The sequence below is a fragment of the Bacteroidales bacterium genome (assembly GCA_035299085.1).
In the GTDB taxonomy this organism is placed as follows: Bacteria; Bacteroidota; Bacteroidia; order Bacteroidales; family UBA10428; genus UBA5072.
The window spans coordinates 1-16,203 of record DATGXG010000024.1 but is presented as its reverse complement, the minus strand read 5'-3'; the positions used below and the strand labels follow the sequence as shown (position 1 = coordinate 16,203).

At 42.8% G+C, this 16,203-nt stretch carries 10 protein-coding genes and 1 tRNA gene; 5 read left to right on the top strand and 6 right to left on the bottom strand.

Annotated elements, in window-relative coordinates; all coding sequences use genetic code 11:
• Positions 1 to 227: 227 nt before the first annotated feature.
• Positions 228 to 953: a hypothetical protein gene (locus tag VK179_06610; protein HLO58394.1), complete on the top strand. Its 726-nt coding sequence runs from the start codon at positions 228 to 230 to the stop codon at positions 951 to 953.
• Here VK179_06610 and VK179_06605 read toward each other — a convergent pair.
• Both VK179_06605 and VK179_06600 read right to left on the bottom strand, forming a co-directional pair.
• The gene (locus VK179_06605; GenBank protein ID HLO58393.1) at positions 950 to 1,570 is read right to left on the bottom strand and encodes a dienelactone hydrolase family protein; all 621 of its coding nucleotides are present in this window, start codon (positions 1,568 to 1,570) and stop codon (positions 950 to 952) included. The two genes, VK179_06610 and VK179_06605, sit on opposite strands and share 4 nt — an antisense overlap.
• Before the next feature lie 10 nt (positions 1,571 to 1,580).
• Positions 1,581 to 2,519 carry a ring-cleaving dioxygenase gene (locus VK179_06600; protein ID HLO58392.1) on the bottom strand — a complete coding sequence of 313 codons (939 nt, stop codon included), beginning with the start codon at positions 2,517 to 2,519 and terminating at the stop codon, positions 1,581 to 1,583.
• A 178-nt stretch (positions 2,520 to 2,697) separates the two neighbouring features.
• On the opposite strand from VK179_06600, the gene VK179_06595 reads away from it, so the two are divergent.
• On the top strand, positions 2,698 to 3,987 hold the full coding sequence (locus VK179_06595) for an NAD(P)/FAD-dependent oxidoreductase (GenBank protein HLO58391.1): 1,290 nt from the start codon (positions 2,698 to 2,700) through the stop codon (positions 3,985 to 3,987).
• A 3-nt stretch (positions 3,988 to 3,990) separates the two neighbouring features.
• On the opposite strand, the gene VK179_06590 is transcribed toward VK179_06595, so the two are convergent.
• Positions 3,991 to 5,775 (bottom strand): hypothetical protein, encoded by a 1,785-nt coding sequence (locus VK179_06590; protein ID HLO58390.1) that lies wholly within the window; start codon positions 5,773 to 5,775, stop codon positions 3,991 to 3,993.
• A gap of 137 nt (positions 5,776 to 5,912) precedes the next feature.
• Between VK179_06590 and leuS the strand changes: the two genes are divergently transcribed.
• The 3 genes from leuS (at position 5,913) to VK179_06575 (ending at position 10,211) form a co-directional block, all read left to right on the top strand.
• A complete protein-coding gene (leuS, locus tag VK179_06585; protein ID HLO58389.1) occupies positions 5,913 to 8,567 on the top strand; it encodes a leucine--tRNA ligase in 2,655 nt (884 codons plus the stop codon).
• Between the two features lie 118 nt (positions 8,568 to 8,685).
• Entirely contained in the window at positions 8,686 to 9,909 is a 1,224-nt protein-coding gene (locus VK179_06580; GenBank protein ID HLO58388.1) for a peptidoglycan DD-metalloendopeptidase family protein, read from the top strand.
• A gap of 214 nt (positions 9,910 to 10,123) precedes the next feature.
• Positions 10,124 to 10,211, top strand: a tRNA-Ser gene (locus tag VK179_06575).
• Positions 10,212 to 10,479: 268 nt separating this feature from the next.
• Here VK179_06575 and VK179_06570 read toward each other — a convergent pair.
• The 3 genes from VK179_06570 to VK179_06560 all read right to left on the bottom strand — a co-directional run.
• Positions 10,480 to 11,730: a PQQ-binding-like beta-propeller repeat protein gene (locus VK179_06570; GenBank protein ID HLO58387.1), complete on the bottom strand. Its 1,251-nt coding sequence runs from the start codon at positions 11,728 to 11,730 to the stop codon at positions 10,480 to 10,482.
• A gap of 291 nt (positions 11,731 to 12,021) precedes the next feature.
• Complete coding sequence (locus VK179_06565) at positions 12,022 to 13,695, bottom strand: response regulator (GenBank protein HLO58386.1); 1,674 nt, start codon at positions 13,693 to 13,695, stop codon at positions 12,022 to 12,024.
• 70 nt (positions 13,696 to 13,765) lie between these two features.
• Positions 13,766 to 16,203, bottom strand: a 2,438-nt coding sequence (locus VK179_06560; GenBank protein HLO58385.1) for a CheR family methyltransferase, incomplete at its 5' end; no start/stop codon positions are given.

Sequence of the window (16,203 nt, the reverse complement as noted above, 5' to 3'; positions counted from 1 at the left end):
GTAATTTACGATATAATGATTTACGATTGACGATTAGAAGAAATTTACGATATAGAGATTTACGATTTACAATTAGAAGAAATTTACGATATAGATTCTTACGATTGTCGTTTAGAATTAAATCGTAAATCGAATCAATCGTAAATCGTAAATAGTAAATCGAATCAATCGTAAATCGTAAATTAAATTTGTTTAGTTTTAACCTTTAAAACCCTAAACATTGTAATATGAAAAGATTATTTATTCTGAATGCCCTGTTATTATTGGTTCTGCCTTTATGCATCGGTCAGGTGAAAATTGATTCTTCAGAAATAAGTTCGGATGTTCCCGCTTTAACTGCATTTCACGAAGTCATATACCCCATGTGGCATGAAGCTTATCCTGCCAAAGACATACAGGCACTTAAAAACCTGGTTCCGGAAATCAAAAATAAAATGAGTGCGGTTAATAAAGCAACACTGCCCGGAATTCTTCATGAAAAAGAAACCGATTGGAAGAATCAGCTTGCCAAACTCAATGCCTCAGCTGAGAATTATTATAAGGCCAGTGAGCAACAGAATCAACAGGCACTTCTTGATGCGGCAGAAGATCTTCACCGGAACTATGAGATGATGATAAGGGTTATCAGGCCTGCATTACAGGTGATTGATAATTATCATCAGTCACTTTATATCATCTTTCATAAATTGTACCCGTCAAAAGATTATGCTTCAATAGCCGGACTTATGGATGGAATGATTCAGAAAGCTGAAGCCATTGTGAATTACCCGCATGATGACCGTCTGAAAAGAAGGCTGGATAACGACTTTACTGAATTTGATGCTGCACGTAAAAATCTATATGATGCCACAGTTGCACTCAAGGAGAAACTGGCAGGCACTGACAACACCGCAAAAGATGAGGCTGTGCTGACCATGCACAAAGCTTATCAACGGCTTGACGGGCTTTTTTAAACCCGGTTCAATATTTTATCGGCTTCGGTAAGTTCATCCCGGTTTACGGAGTGCCCCATTCCCGGGTAAATTTTAAGTGTAACATGAGCCTTCAGTTTACCCATAATGGAGGCTGATTGCCGGCACCTTTCTTCAGGAATGTGCGGATCGGTATCGCTGTTCCCAATAAAAACCGGAGTTCCCTCAAAGTTACCGGAGTAATTCTTTTCATTGACGGTTTCCCCGATGAGACCGCCCGAGAAAGCTAAGATACCGCCCCAGCGCATGGCATTTCGGGCAGAGAATTCAAGCGCAAGACAGGCTCCCTGTGAAAAGCCGAGAAGGAATATCCTTGAAGCAGGGATGCCTGTATTTATCAGGCGGCCGGTCAATTCTTTTACTAAAGACAGGGCACTTCCAAGCCATGGTTCGTTTTTCTCAACAGGCGCCATGAATGAATAAGGATACCAGGTATTGGCTGATGCACGAGGTGCAACAATATGAAAGTCCTTTAAAATTAGATTATCGCCAAGTTCCAGAATATCCTCGGGTGAAGCTCCTCTTCCATGAAGAAGAATAAGGGCGCCTGTTGCTTTATCAGTCGGAACTCCGCTTTCAATAAAATCGATTTTATGCATCCTGTAAATATCAGATGGGTCTTAAAGGTTCCAGGTTATCTTCAATCATCTGCCTTTCAGGCTCAAGCCATACCGGAAGCTTTAATTCTTCACCAAGATGTTTCGGATTTTCATCCACCGAAAAACCCGGCGGAACAGTGGCTAGTTCAAACAAGATACCTCCGGGTTCTCTGAAATACACACTGTGAAAATACTGCCTGTCGATCACCGGCGTTACATCCCGTCCCAGTTGCACCAGTCGCTGCCTGGCCTCCAGCTGTGCGGCATCGTTTTCAGTTGAAAAAGCCACATGGTGTATGGTTCCGCTGCCTGAGAGGCCACGTGCTGCACCCGGAGAGTAAACAATATCCACAAATTCATTCAACTTTCCTTCCACGCCGTACCGTATCCTGTTTTCCTTCTGACTGAGCAATTTGTAATCAAGCCCTTCCATAAGAAGCAGGGAAGTGCGTTCGTGCCGGTCCTCAGCCAGTGTCACTCCATAAAAACCTCTCACCGAATATTCAACAGGAATTTGTCCATTGCTGAAAGCCGGCCGTTTATCGTTATCATTAAAAACCAGTTCAAGTCCGAGTCCATGCACATCCTCAAATGCAATGTAAATTTCACTGAACCGTTCAGTAGGTTTTGTAAAACGGATTCCCATTCTGTCGAATCGCCTGGTCCAGTATTCTATTGCATTTCCGGGAACAGAGAATGAAGTAACCGTCATCTGCCCTGTTCCATGTCTTCCTTTTCTCATACCGGAATAGGGAAAAAACGTCATTATAGTGCCCGGATCTCCGTTTTCATTTCCATAGTAAAGATGATATACACCGGGATCATCGTAATTGATTGTCTTTTTAACCATTCTCAATCCCAATACCACTGTGTAAAACTCTGCGTTCTTACCTGCATCATCAGCCAGTGCCGAAACATGATGCAATCCCTTGATCAGATTGTTCTGCATTGGTTTTGTCTGTTTCTATTCTAAACATCCGACACCATAGTATTGTTTACAAAAACAGCGTTTTAACATCACCAACCTATCTCTTCATCTACATTAATGTATTATCTGTCAAAAATGGAGGGGGCCAAAAAAGCATTTAAGAGTTGTTTTTGAGTAATTTTGCAGCATAATTTTCACTATGTATTTGCAAAATATCCCTGAGACAGGCCAAAAAAGAATTGTCATTGCCGGAGCAGGTTTTGGAGGTCTCAAACTGGCAACCCATCTTGCCGGATCAAATTTCCAGGTTGTCCTCCTGGATAAAAACAATTATCATTCGTTTCAACCTCTTTTTTACCAGATTGCCACTGCCGGTATAGAACCCAGTGCGGTTTCCTTTCCGCTTAGAAAAGCATTCCAGAATTACAGGAATATCCATGTGAGGATGGCCCGCGTGAAAAAGGTTAATCCTGAACAGCAGGAACTGGAAACGAACATAGGCAACCTGCACTATGATTACCTTGTCATTGCCATGGGTGCGGCAAATAATTTCTTCGGAAATACTTCCATAGCCAAATATTCGCTTCCCATGAAGAGCACAGGTGAATCGCTCGGGTTGCGGAATACGATTCTCAATAATTTTGAGAAAGCGCTTAATTTAACCGACGTCTGCGACCAGGCCTCCTACATGAATATTGTTGTGGTGGGTGGTGGTCCTACCGGAGTTGAAGTTTCCGGTGCCCTTGCTGAAATGAAGAGGCATGTACTTCCCAAAGATTACCCCGAACTCGATTTTAAAAACATGCATATTCACCTTGTGGAAGGGGGTAAAAAGCTGCTTGGAGGAATGTCTCAAACCGCATCCGAAAAGGTTTTGACTTACCTGCGCAGGTTTGGTGTGAATGTAATTCTCGGAAAAACAGTCACAAATTACGACGGGCTGACCGTTACACTGAGCGATAATTCGGTTATACAAGCGCGAACCCTGATCTGGGCGGCGGGTATAAGGGGTCATAATATTGAGGGACTGGATGAAAAAACGAAAGTTCGCGGAAACCGCATAGAAGTTGACGCTTACAACAGGGTAACCGGTTATGAAAATATTTTTGCGATTGGTGACATTTCCTTAATGAAAACAGAGGATTATCCGAACGGGCATCCCCAGGTCGCGCAGGTCGCTATTCAGCAGGCTAAGAACCTTGCCCGGAATTTTAAGAGAATGAATGAAAACAAGGACGCAAAACCGTTTTCTTACCTTGACCTTGGCACTTTGGCTACTGTTGGCCGTAATAAAGCGGTTGTTGATCTGCACTACCTGAAATTCCACGGTCTGCTGGCCTGGTTTTTCTGGATGTTCATTCACCTGATGGCCATTGTGGGTGTTAAAAACAGGTTCCTCATTTTCATCAACTGGGTATACAATTATTTTACTTACGATCAGAGTTTACGGCTGATCATTAAACCCAAGATCAGGGAAGACCTGGTATAGAGATCAAACCTTAATTCCCATTTTCTTCATCAGCAGGGATGCATTCAGGCTTGTACAGATGCCGGGATTAAGCAGGTAGTCGAAATACAATTCTTCGCCTTCGATTTTCACATCGAAATGGTAATTGTCGATTTTCCCCGGCAGTTCACCCGCCATCTCGGCCAGTCTCAGGTCATGCGTTGCAACAAGCGAGGCAGTTCCATATTGTACAAGCTGTTTTATAAGTGCCACCGAACCGATATACCGGTCATTTGAATTGGTTCCCCGCAAAATTTCGTCAAGCAGAAGCAATACCCGTTGATTGGTTTCGGAATACCTGATGATGTAAGCCAGCTTTTTAAGTTCAGCGTAAAAGGATGATGTGTTGTCTTCGAGAGAATCGGAAATGCGCATGCTTGATAGCACATGAACATACGAAATTTCGAATTTAGTAGCACACACAACCGAACCGGCGAGGGCAAGTACGCCATTGATGCCGCAGGTCCTGAGGAACGTGCTTTTACCCGACATGTTCGAGCCGGTTATGATAACGGACCTGCCGGATCCGGTAATCTCAAACGAATTGGTAATCCTTCTATGTGCGGCAATCAGGGGATGTCCTGCTTCTTTTGCCTTTAAAACAAAATAATCATTGTGAATTAGCGGCATCGTCCATCCGGGATTATTAAAAGCTGTATTCGCAAAGGACGACAATACTTCAAACTCGGCCATGGCATCAAACCATGAGGAAACCCTTGTTGCATGATCCCTTTTCCATTTTTCAAGGGCAAGGCAGCAATGGATGTCCCAGAAGAAAAATAAATTCAATGGTATGGCCACAAGGATATTCATTCTCGCATCGAGCCTGCCGGTGAGTTTACGCAACCCTGAAACAGCCTGCGAGGCTTTCTGATTCTGAAAAAACAATTGGTGCAGATTTACCAAACCGTCACTGTTGAATGGCTGATCCTCGATTAACCGGATCGCTTCGCCATAGCCTTCCATCATGGACGAAGAGCGGCTTACCCGGTTGTGAAGCCCGGTTATTCTTTTTGCTTTGAAGAAATAATAAAGAAAATTGATTCCGAAAACAGGGACCAGTATTTGCAATGGAGCACCAAATATTACAAGCAGCAGGACAATTAAGGTAAACAGGCTTAAAAGGTATGCAGTTATTCTGAGCCTTACAGGATTTGCGAATAAATCGCTGCTTTGAAGCCATTCCAGTATGTTTTGCGGATCATCTCTTCCGGCCGGATTGCTGTAGCCTAAGGCTATCAGTTGCTGACGCCAGTGGGCGAGCGGTTTCAATTCTTCAACCGCTTTCTGCCTGACGGCGATCAATTGCTGTTCTGCGGGTGCTTTTAACCACAAAGCCATCAGATCAGAGGCAGGTTTGCTGAATGTTCGGTTTACAAACTGGAAAAGCGACGATTTACCGAAAATATCCAGATCATATGTATAGGGATGTGTTAAGTCCGCATATTGGTTTCCATCGGGAAACACACTGAAATTGCCATGTATGCATTCAAGTTCTCTCCTGTTGATGGTTTCCAAATACTGGTTGAATTCCCTTTCCTTTTCAATACGGATATGGCGTTTTACAAGAAAACCAAAAGCAATGAATAATAACATGGAAGTCATTACTGCCAGGGAAACAGAAAATGTGATCAAGGCGAACAGGAATAAGAAGGCTGAAATGAAGGTTATTAAACGGGAAATGGCCAGCCGGTTTTCAAGTTTTTTCAACCGGTTAACCTGTTGCGAAAAATATTCAATTCGTTCGGAATAAAATTCAGTGGGGTTCATTCACTTGGGTATATCGATTGCTCAAATTTAAGAATTCAATTTTTAACAACTCACGGCTTACTTCTGCATAATTATTTTTTACATTTGCGGTTCACGGATAAAAAACCTTAAAACCGGCTCTAAGCCTCAAATAACAAATGGAATACAATTTCGCTGATATTGAAAAGAAATGGCAGCAATACTGGGAGCAACATAAAACCTTTAAAACCTTTGATGATTACACAAAGAAGAAGTTCTATGTGCTGGATATGTTTCCGTACCCGTCGGGTAGCGGATTGCATGTAGGACATCCCGAAGGATACACGGCTACGGATATTATAGCACGTTACAAGCGAATGAAGGGCTTTAATGTGTTGCATCCGATGGGCTGGGATTCTTTCGGACTCCCTGCAGAACAATATGCTATTCAGACCGGTACCCATCCGGCAATCACAACCGAAAAAAACTGTACAACTTTCAGAAGGCAGATCAAATCACTCGGACTGGGTTACGATTGGGATCGTGAAATTACCACTTCGGGTCCCGACTATTACCGCTGGACCCAGTGGATATTTATAAGGCTCTACAATACCTGGTTTGATGAAAAAGCCCAGAAAGGAAGACCTGTCAGCGAACTTGAAATTCCGGGCGATATTAAGGCTAAGGGCAAAGAAGCGATTGATGAATTTGTAAACAGCAAACGGCTGGCTTATTACGATAATGCACAGGTTTGGTGGTGCGAACACTGCAAAATTGTTTGCTCCAACGAAGAAGTGCTTACCGACGGAACGCATGAAAAATGTGGTAACCCGGTTATTAAAAGAAACCTCAAACAATGGATGTTGCGGATTCCGCTTTATGCAGAAAGGCTTCTGAGTGGTTTGGATACTCTTGACTGGCCTGAAGGGGTAAAGAATATGCAACGCAACTGGATCGGCAAATCAACCGGTGCCGAAGTGGATTTTGAAATTCCGGGATTGTCGGAAAAGCTGAGGGTCTATACTACCCGGCCTGACACGCTTTTTGGCGCGACCTATATGGTTATTGCCCCGGAGCATCCAATGATCGGGGAAATCAGCACTCCTGAACATGCGGACCAGGTAAACGGCTATATCCATGCCGCTTCATTGAAATCGGATCTTGACAGGACAGACCTGGCAAAAGAAAAGACTGGTGTTTTCACAGGACGTTATGCCATTAACCCGGTTAACGGAAAGAAAATTCCTGTCTGGGTGGCTGACTATGTGCTCATCGGTTATGGAACCGGTGCCATCATGGCTGTTCCGGCCCATGATACCCGCGATTTTGAATTTGCTGAAAAGTTCGGACTTCCCATCGACTGCATTATGGATCCGGATGTAACCGATACCGATTTAAGAAGCCGCGTACTGGCTGGCAAAGCCTGCTGGACCGAAGACGGAAAATACATTAATTCCGCGAGTGAGGTTTCGGGAATTACAATTAACGGCCTTAATAAGGAAAAAGGTATTTCAACTATAATTTCATGGCTTGAAAAACTGGGAATTGGCAAAGCAACAGATAATTATAAAATGCGCGACTGGTTATTCAGCCGCCAGCGTTACTGGGGCGAGCCCATTCCTGTTATTCACTGGGAGGATGGTGAAATTGAAGTACTGAACGATGAGGATCTGCCTTTAAAACTTCCGGAATTGAAAGTATATCAGCCGGGCAGCGATGGAGAATCGCCGCTTGCCAATGCCACCGACTGGCTTTACATAAATAAAGACGGTCGCAGGGGAAGGCGGGAGACAAACACTATGCCGCAATGGGCAGGTTCATGCTGGTATTACCTGAGATATATCGATCCGGATAATACAAAAGAGCCTTTTGCAAGGGAAAAAGAGAATTACTGGATGCCGGTTGACCTGTATATCGGCGGTACCGAACACGCGGTACTTCACCTGTTATATAGCCGGTTCTGGCATAAGGTGCTCTTTGACCTTGGATTTGTCTCCACAGATGAGCCGTTTAAGAAGCTGTTTAATCAGGGTATGATCCTGGCGTTTGCCTATGAAACCATAACAGGGGCGAAAATTCCTGTTGACCTGGTTGAGGATCGCGATGGAAAGTTTTATCATAAGGAAACCGGGGAAGAGCTGCGCCAGATTGTGGCTAAAATGTCGAAGTCGCTGAAAAACGTGGTTAATCCCGACGATGTGGTAAAACTGTATGGTGCCGATTCGTTGAGGTTGTATGAAATGTTTATGGGTCCCCTTGATGTGATCAAACCATGGGCAGATACCGGAGTAAAAGGTGTTTACGGTTTTCTGAACAGGGTTGCCCGTTTCTTTGGTGATCCGGCAAACAGTACAGCTGCGGAAGAGGATAAAGAAGTATTGAAAAGTCTTCACCAATCGATAAAAAAAGTGGGACAGGATATTGAGCACTTGCGGTTCAACACAGCGATATCGCAGATGATGATATTCACCAACCTTTGCATTAAAAAGGGTAATGTAACCCGTGACACTGCCGAAAAATTCAACTGTATATTGTCACCGTTCGCCCCGCACCTTGCGGAAGAATTGTGGGCAATATTCGGAAACCAACCCAGCATAAGTGAACAGTCTTTTCCTGAGGCAAATGAAACCTATCTTCATGAGGATTCGTTTGATTACCCGGTATCCTTTAATGGTAAACTCCGCTTCAAGCTTACGTTGCCTTTAACTTATCAGGCTGCAGACGCGGAAAAAGCTGTAAAAGAAGACCCCCAATCGCGGAAATGGATTGAAGGAAAAGAAATTAAAAAAATCATTTTCGTACAGGGCAAAATTATTAACGTTGTAGTTGGTTGACAAAATGGGCAAAAAATATCTCAAAATTTCACTGATTGCGATAGCAGTCACTTTTCACGTTGGTCTCATCATTTGGAATGCTATTCCAAAAAGATCTCAGTTCACTCAGTCTGTAAACATGACTGATTCTTCACTGACAAACAAACCGGTGCATCGGTTATTCGGCATACCGGTTGATTCTTTCACGGTTCAGAGCAATACAGTCAGGCGCGATCAGAACCTGGGCAGTATTCTTGAACAGTTCATTCTGCCTGAAAAGGCGCTTATCGAATTAATGCAGCATTCCACGTCCTCTTTTGATTTCAGAAAAATCAGGCAGGGTAACAAGTACACGGCCTTCCTTTCGAAAGATACAGTGAACCGTCTGCAGTACCTCGTATATGAGCATTCACCGGTTGAGTATGTTGTTTTTGACTTCACACGAAATGTAAAGATCGATCTGAAGTCGAAGGATATTGTAACGAAACAGCGCAAAGTGACCGGTGAAATTAAAACTTCACTCTGGGATGCTATCAAGGAGAACAATATTAATCCCCAGGTTGCATTGCAGTTGTCTGAAATGTATGCGTGGACCGTTGACTTTTTCGGGCTGCAGCAGGGAGATCATTTCTCGGTTGTGTATGACGAAAATTACGTGGATACCTTTTCAATCGGAATAGGCAAGGTGTATGCCGCCAGTTTTTATCACGGAGGAAAAGAATTACTTGCTGTTCCGTTTGTTCAGGATGGTAAGGAAGCTTTTTACGATGCGGAAGGAAACAGCCTCAGAAGAGCATTTCTGAAAGCCCCTCTTAAATTCAACCGGATAAGTTCAAAATTTACGGCAAGCCGGTATCACCCGATTCTGAAAATCAGGCGGCCTCATTTTGGCGTTGATTATGCGGCACCCGTGGGCACACCGGTACATTCAATCGGTGATGGCCGCATTGTATCGGCCGGATATGAGAAAGGCGGCGGAAGAACGATTAAAATCAGGCATAACGGGGTTTACACGACGACTTATATGCACCTGAGCAATTTTGCAAAGGGCATTACATCCGGAAAGTATGTAAGTCAGGGGGAATTGATTGGTTATGTAGGAAGTTCAGGATTATCCACAGGTCCGCACCTCGATTTCAGGGTATACATGAACGGTTCTCCTATTGATCCCCTTAAAATGGAATCGCCTTCGGTTGACCCGGTAAAGCCTGAAAACATGCAGGCCTTTGAAGATATAAAAATTGCGGCAGTTGATATGCTGAATGATATTGAACAGAGGCAGTCGATGGAACAGGTAGCTGAAGCCGGTTTTATTCCTAAAGCGCTTCAGACATCAAGTTTCTTCCCCAGACTGGATAATTGATCATGCAATATTTTAGGTTTCTCGCTTCGCTCGAAATGACAAACATATCGTGATTGAAGAATGGTGGAGGGGAGGGACGGCGGAGCCGTCCCTCCCCTCCACCATTAAAATATCGTTTAATTGTCATTCCGACTGAAAGGAGGAATCTTGGCGATAAAACTTGTATAAGCGATTTTTTTGTTATTTTTACGCTCCGTTTAAAATTGCGTTTTAAGGAGAGATGGCCGAGTGGTCGAAGGCGCACGCCTGGAAAGTGTGTAATCGCCAAAAGCGGTTCATGGGTTCGAATCCCATTCTCTCCGCAAAGAATGAAATCAGGCCCGGGCCCTCGCCCGGGTTTTTAAATGAATACAGGGCAACCCAAGCTCGCTTGAGGTTGCCCTGTATTCATTTAAAAATACCCCAATGCGAAGCATTGGGGCCTGATTTTCATTCTTTGCAGGGAACTCCCCCAAGGGATCACGCCAGTAATCCCATTCTCTCCGCAAAGGTTTATCAAATGATTGAGGTTATTTTTTGCCCTCTTCCTTGAATTTTTATAGGAAACGTGTAACAAATAAAATAGAAAGCTTAATTAGCGGCCTCATAACAATATCCATGACTATATGAACTAACTATTATCTTTCCTTTTCCACCATTCTTATCTGGAACTGCCATACATTGTCGCATAAAAAAATCCGATTCATTATTTTTGGCATCCGGTGAAATTAAACGCCATAAATGTTTACCAGTCTCAATGTCCACGGCATGAATACGACCATCTGCACTGCTTGCATAATAAACAACTCCATTAAGTGTAACCATAGGACTTATAGTTGGTGCAGATGTTTCATGCCAAAGAATATTCCCATTGACAATATCTATCGCAATAAGCTGTCGGCCATTATTCTCCATAACGATCATCTTATTATCAACAATGATAAATCCTATTGGTGAAAAGAAGCCGCCTTCCCACTTCTTTCTCCAGACAAGCTCTCCGGTATATAAATTCCGGCATTCTGCTAACCCATTACCCAAGGTATGATAAAACCTGTCTCCAATCACTTGTGGAGTTAATCCTTCCAGAAAATTATGGTCACCCAGCTCTTTCCGTTCATATATCCATTCACGTTTGCTGAAATTATATAGTCCAACATAAGACTGACTTACTTGCGTTTCACTGTTAACCAAATAATAAAATTTCTCATAATAACAAAGCAACAGGATTTTATGTGTATTTTCATCGTAAAATGGTTTGATATATCGGAACCCCCCAATAAAATCTTCCCTGCTTAAATCTGGAACAGGCAAATCTCCTAAATCAGGTATCAGGAAGAGGTGCGTATTCCCATCCTTAATACTTCCAAAATTAGCCGACATTACAGGATATCCATATTCCGGATATGGTTCCACACTGAATACAAAGAATAAACTATCCAGTCCGGAAGGCCATCTCCATGCATTTCCTTCCATTTTTTGTTTCCACAGATACTCCCCATTTTTCAAATCTATACAAAAAAGATTAGTGCCATCCCGTTGAACAATAATATTATCATATTTATAGAAATCCTGAAAACTAAAAAAATCGTATTGTTTAATATAATCCTGTTTCCAGATTATTTTACCATTCTGAATGTCCAGGCAGGCAAGATAAGCTATATTATTCTCATCCATGGCCCCCATGAGAACTTGTCCATCATACCATGCAGGACCGCTCACAATCGCTCCTATCAAGGAACTTTCAGTCAGATTGGTCCTCCATAACCAGGGTTGACTAATGATTACACCATTATCGTCTTTAATAATTTCAGGATCTTTTTCGCAACTTATTACGAAAATCATAACTATGAAGAATGGTATGAACTTTTTGGATATCAGTGCTACCAACCTTAAGGGATGTTTTATTATTATCTGATAAATAATTTAGACCAGTTTATCTCTAACAAAAGTCGGTATTTTTGAGAGAAGTATTTCCAACCCTGAGCTATAAATTCCAAATTCATAGCTAAATTAATTAAAGGACCGCTTAAAAAGGTGCCGGATACAACTTCATTAAGGATGTCAATATCCCATTTTGCACCCAAGCTCGTTTGAAATTGCCCTATCCAACTCTGACAGGTTTTTCAAACTCCGTCAGGTCTTTCCACCCTGAACTACTTCCAGCGTATTCTTCAATTGCACGAGCGTAAAAGGCTTGTCAATCTTGTAGTCTATGCCGTGGGAGGATAAATCGGCTTCTGTGATCTGATCGCCCCAGCCGCTGATGACGGCTATTTTCATACTTTTTCCATACTTGTTCCGGATGGTGTCGGCCAGTTGCCACCCGTTCATTTCATTCATACCCAGGTCAGTGATCACCAGGTTGTATTTTTTCTGTCCTAGGTATTTCAGTGCTTCCTTGCCTGATCCTGCCGTATCAATGGTATGACCGAGGATTTTCACCATCTCGGCGGCCATCTTTCTGATGTTCTCTTCATCATCCACCCATAAAATGGAAAGCTGTTTACCGGTATTGGCAGGTTTCGCAAAATCCTGTTTTGATTCGGCAGTTTCTTCATCTGAAACGGGAAAGGTTATTTCAATCACAGTACCTTTACCCTGAACCGTACTTTTTACAAATACGTTTCCTCCATGCTCTTTCACGATGGTGAAAACACCACTCATTCCAAGGCCCCTTCCAATGTCAAGTCCTTTGGTTGAAAAAAACGGCTGAAATATCCTTGTTTTTATTTCCTCTGACATCCCTATGCCATTGTCTGATATGGTGATAAATACTTCATGAGTTCTCCTGCCGGTTTCTACAAGGAGTTCGCCGCCGTTTGGCATGGCCTCGATGCTGTTTATGAAAACGTTATATAATACCGTTCTCAGATCACCTTGATCGCAAACAATCCTGGGGATGTCATGCAGCTTGGTTTTCAATATAACAGAGAGGCCTTTTCTTTCCGCTTCGTCCTTCCATATCGGTCGCATTTGGGCAATCACTTCATTGATGAGAATATTCAGATCGGTTAATGAAAAATTCCTCCTGTCCGTCTTAATGTCACCGAATCGCCTGAGTATCTTCACTCTTTTGGTGGCATCCCGTGCCGTAACCTGGATGGTTTTTAAATACCGGGTTACCGATTCCGACAGGTTGTCTGTGAGCAGGGCCAGCTCCAGGTTTCCGCAAATCACCTGAAGTGAATTATTAAAATCATGGGCAATCGAGGAGGTCATCTCCCCGATGGCTCCCAGCCGCTGGCTCTCTATCAGCGCTTTTTCCGCCTGTTTACGTTCGGTAACATCTATAATGTTAATGAGGCATTGACTGGCATTTCCTATAGCAATACCGTTTACCTGGATAAAAAGCGATTTCTTGTCACCTGTAATTATAGTCAGTTCACAGGATTCCTTAACATGGCTTTTAAAGGCTTTCTCCAGAAAATCAAAGAAAACAATACGGGTATCCTCGGAAATATAAAAATCAAATGGAGTGTTAATTACCTTTGAACGTTCTTTGCCCAAAAGCTGCGATCCGGGGAGGTTCATCTCAAGGATTCGCCCGGATGATGAAAGTGTGAAATAAGCGAATGGTGCAAAATCATATAATTCGGTATACTTATCAGCCGCTTCCTGAGCAACAGTCTTGGCCCGTGAAAGTTCCTCATTCTGCAATTCCAGCTCAATCTGGTGCACTTCGAGTTCATGCAGCAATTTGAATTTTTCACTTTCCGTTTCAGTGGGTTGGGTTTTTGGCTTCTTTACCAACATTTGCTCGGCTTTGCGCCTGAGTCCGGGGTTATTTGTTCCTTGGGTGGATTTCATGAATTCAACATTAGGCCATGTTTTGCATAAACCTCCTCTTTTTTATTAAAGTTCACACATAAATATATTTTCAGGCACTTTTTCCAAGTTCCCTCATGGCTTCCTTCAAATCGCTTTCCATTCGTTTGGCTTCGGTAATGTCAAGGAATGTGATTACTAAACCGTCAATATGATCATCCAGAGTCCGGTATGGCATAATTCGCACATTAAACCATTTCCCGTTGTCTGTAGTGATTGCTTTCTCAACAGTGATCAGTGTTCTGAGAACCTGACGAGCCATATCTCCTATATCGGGATATTGTAATTGCGTTACCAGGTCAGTAAAGGGCCGGCCAATATCCGTATCACGCAATTTTATTATTTTTCCCACCAGATCTGTATAACGGCGGATATTCAGTTCGCGGTCAACAAAAAGGGTTGCAATTTCTGTACTGTTGAGAAGATTTTTCATGTCATCGTTCATCCGCATGAGGTCATTTACCTTACTCTGCAGTTCCATATTAACGGTCTGCAATTCTTCATTCAGGCTTTGCATTTCTTCTTTTGAGGTGGTCAATTCCTCGTTGGCCGACTGAATTTCTTCGTTGCTCGACTGCAATTCCTCATTTATCGACCTGAGTTCTTCCTGGGAGGTTTGCATTTCTTCACGAGTACTCTGAAGCTCTTCCCGGGCAGTTTTCAATTCTTCTTCCAGTTCTCTCTGTCTTTTTGAATGAGAACGGTTACCGGGTAATTCTCTATCTTCAGGACGGGATGGTATATCCGTAAACACAATTAAAACAAGACCCTTTACCGCCTCAGGATTTTCGAGGCTTTGAACAGTTGCATCTACCAGTATCCCGCCATTATAACTTACCTTGATATTTCGTAAAGTTACGGGTTCTGAAAGTTGCAGGGCTTTGCGGAATGCGACCGGAAGGAGTTCACGAATGCCCTCACGGGCCATAATATGGATATTCCAATTGGCTTTTCCGGCCACCAGTTCAAGGTATTTTCCTATATTGCCGGTTATATAAACAATATCGCCCTGTTTGTTTACAAGCACACTGGCAGGAATAAAACGCTGCAGTAAAATCTGTTCCGCTATCTTTCCTATGCTTTCAACTTCTTTGGAGGATTCTTTAATTTTACCATAGTCCGGTTTACTATAGCTAAGTGAACTGGGGAAATCAATCAGGTCGGATGTGGTGGTTGTTTCCAATCTCCTGAAAAATCGCAACTTGTTATCCAGTTCCTTAAACATATCATTCTGATTACCTACTGTTTCGGCAATACCAAGTAGCAATATCCCGTTGGTATTCAGACTATAATTAAACAGGGCAACTACTTTTTTCTGCAATTCAGGTTCCAGATAAATAAGCATATTCCGGCATGACAGAATATCAAGTTTTGTGAACGGAGGGTCCTTAATAACATCCTGAGGAGCAAAAACAATCATTTCACGAATAGCAGGACTAATATGATATCCTTCATTATCCGCACTGAAAAACCGGTTTAGTCTTTCCTGGGATACATCGGCCTCAATATTGGTCGCGTAAAGCCCTTTCCTGGCTTTCTCAATAGCATAACCATCGAGATCAGTGGCAAATACCTGCAACGAGATATTTTTATTCTTCTTTATCTTATCCATTACTTCTTTAAAAATAATGGCCAGTGAATAGGCTTCTTCACCGGTGGAACAACCTGGCACCCAGGCCCGCATCTGGTAACCATCGGGCAGTTCCTTTAAAAGATTTGGAAGAATAGCGTCTTTGAACTTTTTCCATACAGGGGGGTCCCGAAAAAAGCTGGTGACTCCAATCAGGAGTTCTCTGAATAGAATTTCAACCTCTTTAGGATTTTCCTGCAGAAAACGAACGTAATCCTGTATTTTAGCAATCTGGTGAATCCCTTTTCTCCTCTCTATCCGACGAAGGAGAGTGGTTTTTTTGTATTGTGAAAAATCATGACCTGAATGTTCTCGCAGCAGGATGATAATTTTATCCGTACCACTTTTTACTTTATCTGCCTGGGGATAATTTCTTTTTCCGGGTGTAAACTTAAGATAAGAGATCAGATGAACCGGCATTTCCCAGGGAGGAGCCGTTATATCAACTATCACCGAATCAATAGCATTCCGTGGCATTGCATCAAATTTGGCAGTTGACGGATCCTGAACGAGCACAACTCCATTCGCTTCTTTTATGGCTTTTAATCCGATACTGCCATCCGATCCCATACCTGAAAGAATAATGCCGATGCTCTTATCTTTCCGGTCGTTGGCCAATGAACGGAAAAATATATCGATGGGTAATCTTAAACCATGCGGTTCAACCGGGTCAAAAAGGTGCAAGGAACCATTCAATAAAGAAAGGCTTTTATTTGGAGGTATTATATAAACATGATTTATACTTACTTTAAGATCATCAGTTGCCTGTAAAACCTTCATAACCGTTACCCGCTGAAGAAGCTGGGATGTAATACTTTCTCGGGTAGGATCGAGATGCTGGATAATCACAAAAGCCATAT